The sequence below is a fragment of the Brevundimonas sp. P7753 genome, assembly GCF_013386595.1.
GTDB lineage: Bacteria > Pseudomonadota > Alphaproteobacteria > Caulobacterales > Caulobacteraceae > Brevundimonas > Brevundimonas bullata.
The window spans coordinates 46,411-54,581 of the sequence record NZ_JACARP010000005.1 but is presented as its reverse complement, the minus strand read 5'-3'; the positions used below and the strand labels follow the sequence as shown (position 1 = coordinate 54,581).

At 66.7% G+C, this 8,171-nt stretch carries 5 protein-coding genes; 2 read left to right on the top strand and 3 right to left on the bottom strand.

Going from position 1 to position 8,171, the window contains the following annotated elements:
* Window positions 1-475 precede the first annotated feature (475 nt).
* Both HX774_RS01350 and HX774_RS01345 read left to right on the top strand, forming a co-directional pair.
* Complete coding sequence (locus HX774_RS01350; RefSeq protein ID WP_218650202.1) at window positions 476-1,771, top strand: hypothetical protein; 1,296 nt, start codon at window positions 476-478, stop codon at window positions 1,769-1,771.
* A gap of 358 nt (window positions 1,772-2,129) precedes the next feature.
* Complete coding sequence (locus HX774_RS01345) at window positions 2,130-4,565, top strand: membrane-bound PQQ-dependent dehydrogenase, glucose/quinate/shikimate family (RefSeq protein ID WP_370523225.1); 2,436 nt, start codon at window positions 2,130-2,132, stop codon at window positions 4,563-4,565.
* 258 nt (window positions 4,566-4,823) lie between these two features.
* Here HX774_RS01345 and HX774_RS01340 read toward each other — a convergent pair whose 3' ends face one another.
* The 3 genes from HX774_RS01340 to HX774_RS01330 are packed head-to-tail and all read right to left on the bottom strand — an operon-like array spanning window position 4,824 to window position 8,061.
* Window positions 4,824-5,006 carry a hypothetical protein gene (locus HX774_RS01340; RefSeq protein ID WP_112999832.1) on the bottom strand — a complete coding sequence of 61 codons (183 nt, stop codon included), beginning with the start codon at window positions 5,004-5,006 and terminating at the stop codon, window positions 4,824-4,826.
* Window positions 5,003-6,187 (bottom strand): PepSY domain-containing protein, encoded by a 1,185-nt coding sequence (locus HX774_RS01335; RefSeq protein ID WP_178823567.1) that lies wholly within the window; start codon window positions 6,185-6,187, stop codon window positions 5,003-5,005. Before HX774_RS01335 ends, HX774_RS01340 begins: the two co-directional genes overlap by 4 nt.
* Window positions 6,097-8,061, bottom strand: a complete 1,965-nt coding sequence (locus HX774_RS01330) for a TonB-dependent siderophore receptor (protein ID WP_255499853.1) — start codon at window positions 8,059-8,061, stop codon at window positions 6,097-6,099. Before HX774_RS01330 ends, HX774_RS01335 begins: the two co-directional genes overlap by 91 nt.
* Window positions 8,062-8,171: the final 110 nt, after the last annotated feature.

Below are 8,171 nucleotides of genomic sequence, written 5' to 3'. Positions count from 1 at the left end.
GCCGTCCACACATGGCGCATCTCGGACGATGGCGGACAGCTGCCCCAAGGGCGCAGGACGCGGTCAGCATCAGGATTTCGGTAGTTGGCGTTGCTCGCGGCTTCTGACCCCTGCCGGCGACAGAACTCCGTCGTGTCATTCGAAATCCGGTATCGCTATCGTTTGGTCGAGATTCGCTGAAGGGGCGGGAACGATGCGACGGGTGTTGGCTGCGGCATGGGTCCTGTTGGGGCCGACTACCGTATGGGCTCAGTCACAGGAGGTCGCGCCCGCGCCGGAAGCGGCGTCCGCTGCCGAAGAGAATGTTGAGTCGCCTAGGTCGGCCATGGGCGTGGCGGATCGGTTCATCGCCTCGATGTACGGGCTGGAGCCTGCCGGCGATCCTGAGATCCTACCTTCTGCAGCGCGCAACGGGGTCGTCTTGCGGGCTCCGATGCGACTTGTCCGTGAGGGCGCTCTCGCGGGGGATCTGGCTATGGGTCAGGTTCGAATGAAGGCGGGCACCCGGGTCGCATTCCGCCGCTTCACGGGGCGCACTGCTCTGGCGACACAGGACATTGAAGCCTGGTGCGGGTCTGGAGAAATCAACCAGTGGGGGTGGCGTCCGATTGTCGTCTGCATGATCTTGACGCCGGACGGCCGCGCCAATCTGGCCACGCCTTCGATCGAGTACGGGTCCTGGTGGTCGATCGCTTCCATCACCCCTGGCGCAGCGACCGAGCGCATTGATCGGGTCGAGGTTCTGCCGGTGGGGGACCCGACCCGGATTGACCTGGAACTGGTGCTCGACAGGGTTCAGCGTGGGCAGGTGAAGCTACGCCGTCGCCTGGTAGGGCCGGACGTTTCCGGCAAGGGGCAGGTCATGCCGCGCGCAGGCGATCTGCCCCTTCCCCTCCGTCCGGGGGATGTCGCCAGCTATGTCTATGACGGCCTGGCGCTGACCCTGACGGCCGACACCGGAGCCCAGGCGGTCGCGGTTGCTTCCGAACGCGTGGCGCCTTCGCTGGATGCTGCCTTCGAGGAGGCGGGCGGTTTCACTCGTGCGTTGGAGGCAGCCGTTGACCATCCTGATGAAATCCAGCCCACGCCTTTCGTAGTCGGGGGCGTGCGCTTTGATCCGACGGCCTTGACGGTCGATGGGCAGGCCCAGGGGCCTCGCGGGGTCCTGGCTCGGGGGATGATGCAGCATGCCCGGACCGCACGGGTGACGCGCGACATCGAGATGGGGACAGCCCTGAACGCGCGTATCCCGGAGGGTACTCCGGCGCATGAGGTCGAGATCTTCCGACCCTTGGCCCTTGGTGACCGCACGAGCCGCTTCTGGTGCGCTCCGGTCTCGGCCTTGACTGTGTTTGGACGTCAGAACGACCAGACGACCTGTTTCCGACCGTCGCGGGACGGTTTTGAAGGGCTCTGGCCCGACCAGGGGCGCAGTTGGCTGGTCACGACCAATTCTTCGACGACGCCGGTCCTTCGCCGCGCGAGTGAACTGCCGATCGAAGTATCCGAGACTGACTTGATCGGCCCGATGGACGTGCGGCTCGAGGTTCAGCGCATCACCCGTGAACAGATCACCATCCGCGTGTTCGCGCGTCGTGATGATGAGGACGCCCTGATGTTGATGATCGTCCGACCGATTAAAGACGGACGCGTCGTCCTTCCCATGTGGACGCATCGCCTGACGTTGACGATCACGGATGGCAAGGCCTTGGCGGTCCTGACCGAGGACGGCGACGGCGAGGGTCTTCCTGCGGTCGGCGTGTATCCTTGATGCGGCTGAGAAGAATCTAGGGGAAGAATCTTGGGCACGAACTGGATCGTTCGGGCGAACTGGAAGTCCTGGGGGCTGGGCTCGACCGTCGCGTCCCTCATCAGTGCGATCGCTGCTTCGCCGAACCCCAGACCCGGATGGGTCTCACCCAGGACCTGGCAGTTCTCCACCTGACCCCTCGCCCGGGCACTTCGATGCCTGCGGCGTCGAGCGCGTCTGCGCTCAGCTACATGTAAGCCGCGCATACCGCCCGAGGGGAACCACTCCGCGCAGTCGCGGTTCACAAAGTGCGGATATTCAGCCTCGGGGTATGCACATGGCGCGAACAGACAGGCGAGCGGGCCTCAGCGGCATCGCGGTGCGTGCCTTGGCCGCTGTGCTTGTAATCATCGGTCTGGTGCTGGTGGTTGGCGGCGCATGGCTGCTGTCATTGGGCGGGTCTGCCTATTACCTGCTCGCCGGTCTGGGGCTGATCGCCTCGGGCGTGATGCTGTGGCGGCTCCGTCTGGCCGGGGCCTTGATCTACGCCGGCGTGTTCGTTCTGACCGTGCTCTGGGCCGTGTGGGAGGTCGGGCTGAACGGCTGGGCCCTGGTGCCCCGGGTGGTCGCCCCGGCCGTTCTGCTGGTGCTGGTGATCGCCGCACTGCCGGTGCTGGACACCCGCCGAGGCGGACGGCTGGCCTTGACGGGAGCGGCGGTGTTTGTCGTCGGGGCCCTGATTTCCGGCGTGGTCATCGCTCAGGCCAACCGGCCCGTGTCGCCAGCCGACGTTGCGGCCGCCGCGCTCGCCGCCATGGCCGATCCCTCGCTGCGCGCCGCCGGCGCGGACTGGCCGACCTATGGCGGAACCGAGGCGTCGCGGCGCTATTCGCCGCTGACCCAGATCACCCCTGACAACGTCGGCCAGCTAGAGCGAGCCTGGACCTTCCGCACTGGCGATACCCCGGAAGAAAAATGGGGCGCGGAGACCACGCCCCTGAAAATCGGCGACACGGTTTATCTGTGCACCGCGCGGAACATTCTGATCGCCCTGGACGCCCGCACCGGCCGCCAGCGCTGGCGCTATGATCCCGAGGTTTCGGACGACTGGATTCCCTACACCGCCGCCTGTCGCGGCGTGGCCTATCACGACGCAGGGGCGTCCGCCCCGGCGGCGGGTGCGCCCGGCGCTCCGGCGCCGAGCACGCCGGCAGCTCCCGCCGCCGCCGGCCCCTGCGCCACCCGCATCATCGAAGGCACGCTGGACGGCCGGCTGATCGCCGTAGACGCCCGGACCGGCCGCCCCTGCGCCGGGTTCGGGACCAATGGCGCAGTCGACATCAAGATCGGCATGGGCGACGTGATCCCCGGCATGGTCTCGATCACCTCGGCGCCCACCATCGTCCAGGGCGTAATCGTCACCGGCCACCAGGTGCTGGACGGCCAGTACCGGGCGGCGCCGTCGGGCGTGATCCAAGGCTTCGATGCGATCACGGGCGAGCTGCGCTGGGCCTGGGACATGACCCGGCCCGACCTGACCGGTCGGCCGGACGCGGGCGACCAGTACACGCGCGGCACCCCCAATATGTGGACCACCGCCTCGGGCGACGAACAGCTCGGGCTGGTCTATCTGCCCATGGGCAACTCAGCCGCCGACTATTACAGCGGCGACCGGTCGGAAGCCGAGAACCGCTATTCGACCTCCCTGGTGGCGCTGGACGTCAACACCGGCCGCCCGGCCTGGTCGTTCCAGACGGTGCGCAAGGACGTCTGGGACTACGATCTCGGGTCCCAGGCGACTCTGATCGACTATCCGACCCCTGCCGGTGTCGTGCCGGCCCTGGTCCTGCCCAGCAAACAGGGCGACCTCTATATTCTGGATCGTCGCACCGGTCGGCCCCTGACGGCTGTCGAGGATCGTCCCGCGCCCGTGGGCGGGGTGGAGCCGCGAGAGCGCGCCCCGACCCAGCCGTTCTCGCGCTTCCATACCCTGGCGAAGCGCGACCTCACCGAGCGCGACATGTGGGGGATGTCGCCGATCGACCAGATGATCTGCCGCATCGGATTTCGCCAGGCCGCCTATGACGGCATCTATACGCCGCCGACCAGCGACCGGCGCTGGATCCAGTATCCCGGCTACAATGGCGGGTCCGACTGGGGCGGGATTGCGGTCGATCCGAAGCGGGGCTGGATCATCGCCAACTACAACGACATGCCTAACTTCAATCGCCTGGTCCCGCGCGCAGAAGCCAATGAAAAGGGCTGGTTCCCGCATGGCGACCCACGGCTGGAGGAACAGACGCCGGAGTCCCGCGGCGGCGTCCCGGAAGGCGCCGAGGGCGCGGGCGATCCCCAGATGGGGGTGCCCTACGCCATCGACGTCAACGCCGGCTGGCGCATGGGCTCGACCGGCATGCTGTGTAAACAGCCCCCCTACGGTGGCATCCGGGCCATCGACATTCGTACCGGCCAGACTGTCTGGGATCGGCCCCTAGGCACGGCGCGCAAGAACGGCCCGTTCGGCATCCCGTCGATGTTGCCGCTCGACATCGGCACCCCCAACAACGGCGGGTCGGTTGTCACCGCCGGCGGGCTGATCTTCATCGCCGCTACGACCGACGACCTGATCCGGGCCATCGACATCGAGACCGGCGAGACGGTCTGGTCCGACGTCTTGCCGGCCGGCGGTCAGGCCGGACCCATGGTCTATGAGCAGGACGGGCGGCAGTACCTGGTGCTAATGGCGGGCGGGCATCATTTCATGGAGACCCCGGCGGGAGATCATGTGATCGCCTGGGCCCTGCCGCAGCGGTAGTTGTCAGTTCAGCCGAGGGTCTGGACGAACCTGTCTAGGGGAAGCTGAAGATATCGTGACGCCAGAGGTCGAAGATCCGCTCATGGCGTCCGCCGACTGAGGACGACCGCCGGCGGGTTTGAGCTATGTGTGTGATCCGGAATGTCGTGTTTTCGGCCTTGCCCAGATGACCGGGGCGCAGACTGGACGAATAGGAGACCGTTCGGCAACGGTGACAACGGTTTAGTTGGTATCGGGCCGCGCAGACCGGACAGGCTTCTACCGTCTTCGACGGATCAAAGCCCACGCCAGGACAAGGAGGGGCGTTCCCAGGAGGGCGGCGCCGAGCCAGTCCCACAGACCATCCTCCAACAGAGCGCCGATCAGCCCGATCAGGCTGAGTGCGAAGAGGATGATCGGCACGCCGAATATGGCCCGGAAACCCAGGTCCTTGCGGCTCATGACGTCTTCTTCCGCTTGGCGAGCCAGAGGTAGAGGCCGGAGAACAGGATGACGATGGTGGCGATGTCCAGCAGCGCCCATAGGATCTTCAGACTCAGCCCGCCGTAATCGCCGAAATGCAGCGGTTGGGACAGGGACAGGGTCTTCACGTACCAGGGCATGGGCGCCACCGCCGCGAGCTCCCCTGTTCGTGCGTGGATCAGGGCGGGGGTGGTCATATGCATCGTCAGCGGCGTGTCGCCGTGGAAGAAGACGGCATAGTGCTGGTCCGTCGAATAGTCAGAACCGGGGAAAGCCACGAACTGCAACCTCATGCCGGGCAGAGCGGCCTGGGCGCGCTGCACTGCTGCATCGAGCGAGGCGCGTTCACCTGCCGCGACAGGGGCGTCGTAGGCGGCGGTCAGTTCCTTCAGCGCCGTGTCCTTCCAGAAAGCGATGATGGGCGTCGCCAGAGTGTTGACCACGCCCGTCACGCCAACGACGAGAACCCAGGCTAGCGTCACCGCGCCTAGAAGGTTGTGATAATCCAGCCAGCGTGTACGCGCCGCCTTGGACGCCCGAACCGTGCCGAAGGGCAGGCGACGCATGAAGGGGGCGTAGAGCACGACGCCTGACACTAGGGCCGCAATGAGGAACAGACCCATGGCGCCTAGGAACAGCATGCCGGGCAGGCCGAGAAACATGTCGGTGTGCAATTGGAGCAGGAACTCCATTACCGGGTGGCCGGCGACTGGCGGGGCGGCCTCGCCGCTGGTCTGGTCTATGGGCTGGAAGTTGTAGACGCCGGCCGGTCCCTTCGGATCGACGCTCGTCACGTTCACGACCGGGCGCTCCTCATCAAAGCTCATGAAGGCCGCGACGTCGCCGGGATGGCGCGACAGGGCGACCTCGAGCACCTGATCCAGGTTCAGTTTCGAACCGTCTGAGCGTGCTGGTTCCCACTGCTGATGCAACAGGACCTCCTCGATCTCGTGCGTGAACACCAGCGGCAGGCCTGTGATGCAGAGCATCAGCAGGAAGACGGTCGAGATCAGGCTCGACCACTTGTGCACCCAGGACCAGGCGCGGATGGTCCGCGTCCGCATGCGGTTCAAAACTCCGTGGAGATCGACAGTCGCAGGGTGCGGGGCGCGCCGAGCGTCAGATAGTTCGAGCCCGGATAGCCGCCGACCGCAACCCATTGATCCTCATCGGCCAGGTTCTCGACCCGGGCCCGCAGCGTCAGCGGCTGCCCGCCCGCTTCGAAGGCATAGCGCACCCCGGCGTCGAACCGCGTCCAGGAGTCCAGCTCGATCGCATTGTCGGCGCTGGCGGGCTGGGCGCCGGTGTGGACGGCGCGGCCTTCCAGCGTCAGGCCGGCGAGGGCGGGGACATCCCACTCGACGTTCAGGTTGGCCTGGAATTCTGGCACGCCGATGGGCGACTTGCCGTCCAGCGACGCATCCAGCGCGCGCTTGATCTCGGCGTCCAGCCAGGTCGCGCCGCCGAGCAGCCGTAGGCCCATGACGGGCTCGCCGAAGACCGTCAGCTCGACGCCCCGGTTCTTCTGCTCACCGCCGGCGGAATAGAGGCGGTCGGCAGGGTCGAAAAGCTCGCTCGGCAAGGTGGTGGTGAAGGCGCTGAGCGTGCCGCCGAAGGCGCCGCCGTCGTATTTGACGCCGACCTCGGCCTGTTGGGCGCGGAAGGGCTCCAGCACCTCGCCCGCGTTTGCGACCGGCAGGTTGTTGATCACGCCCGGCGCGATTTTCCCGGGCAGCAGGGCCTCGGAATAGTTGGCGTACAGCGAGACCCTGTCGCTTGGCTTGTAGACAAGGGCGAAGACCGGCGTGACCGCATCGCTGGCGTACCCGCCGGTGCGAGCCGTGGTGTTGTAGTCGTAGGAGCGGGTGTCGATTTCCTGATAGCGGGCGCCGACCGTGGCCAGGACGCGGCCGTCCAGGAATGAGATCATGTCGGCCACGGCGAAGCTGGTCGTCTTGACCCGCCCGACGACGGTGGGATCGGTCAACGAACCGGCGATCAGGGCGTCGGCGGGCGGCGCAGGGACGAAGACCGGATCATATATGTTGCCGACGAAGCCGCCGAAATCGGAGAAGGCGTAGGAGTTGCTCTCCCGCGTCTGGACCTGGGCGGCGGAGGCGACCAGACGATGTCCGACCGGTCCGGTGTCAAAATCAGCGCGAACGCCGACGTCGGCTGAAAAGACCTGATCGCGCCGTCCGTTGTCGAAACGGTTGCTGCTCAGGCTTCCGTCGGCTTGCGCTGTCGGGTTGGCCAGGCTGTTACGCTCCTTGCCTTCGCGTCCGCCCACGGCCGCCCAGATCGTGATGGCGTCGGTCACGTCGAACTCGCCGCGCAGGGCGCCGAACAGCTGGGTTTCGTTGGTATAGGTCCAGGGCTGGGCGAAATTCTTGTCGGCGGACGGCGGCTTTGGAATGGCGCCGGCGGGCGTGACCTGCGGACGCGGCGCGTCGATGCGGTTGTCCTGCCATCCCAAGTCGGCGGAGAAGCGGGCGCGATCGCCGCGGCGATCCAGGCCGAGGCCCAGAACCGTCATGGCGCGACCTTCGCCCTCGACCGAGCCTTCGCCCGCGCGGCTGGCCAGATTCAGACGCAGGCCCCAGGCGTCGCCCTCCCCAAAGCGGCGCGAAACATCCGCGGCGGCGTAGATCTCGTCGCCGCCTTCCCACCCGGCGGTCAGACGAGTCAGGGGCGCATTGCGCGCGCGCTTGGGCACAAGGTTGACCGCGCCGCCCACGCCGCTGCCGCCGGGCGCAGCGCCGTTCAGGAAGGCGGTCGCCCCCCGAAAGACCTCGACTCGCTCCAGCAGCTCCGCCGCCACGTACTGGCGCGGCAGCACGCCGTAGAGGCCGTTATAGGTCATGTCGTCCGAGAAGACCGGGAAGCCGCGGATGATGTAGAGCTCCTGGAAGTTGCCAAAGCCCTTGGAGACGCGGACCGCCGGATCGTTCTGCAGCACGTCGGCGACGCTGCGGGCCTGCTGGTTGCGGACCAAGTCTTCGGTGAAGCTGGTCGAGGAGAAGGGCGTGTCCATAGTGTCCAGCGACCCGAATAAGCCGACCCGCCCCCCTGTAGCCACCTGACCCCCAGCATAGGCGGGGGGCAGGGAAACCTGCGATCCTGTTACGACGATGTCGGAAAGAG

Excerpts from the sequence above, each read along its gene's own strand:
- HX774_RS01335 (WP_178823567.1), bottom strand. The coding sequence starts at position 6,187 with ATGGGTTGCGGTCGGCGGCTATCCGGGCTCGAACTATCTGACGCTCGG.
- HX774_RS01350 (WP_218650202.1), top strand. The coding sequence starts at position 476 with ATGGGTCAGGTTCGAATGAAGGCGGGCACCCGGGTCGCATTCCGCCGC.
- HX774_RS01340 (WP_112999832.1), bottom strand. The coding sequence starts at position 5,006 with ATGAGCCGCAAGGACCTGGGTTTCCGGGCCATATTCGGCGTGCCGATC.
- HX774_RS01330 (WP_255499853.1), bottom strand. The coding sequence starts at position 8,061 with ATGGACACGCCCTTCTCCTCGACCAGCTTCACCGAAGACTTGGTCCGC.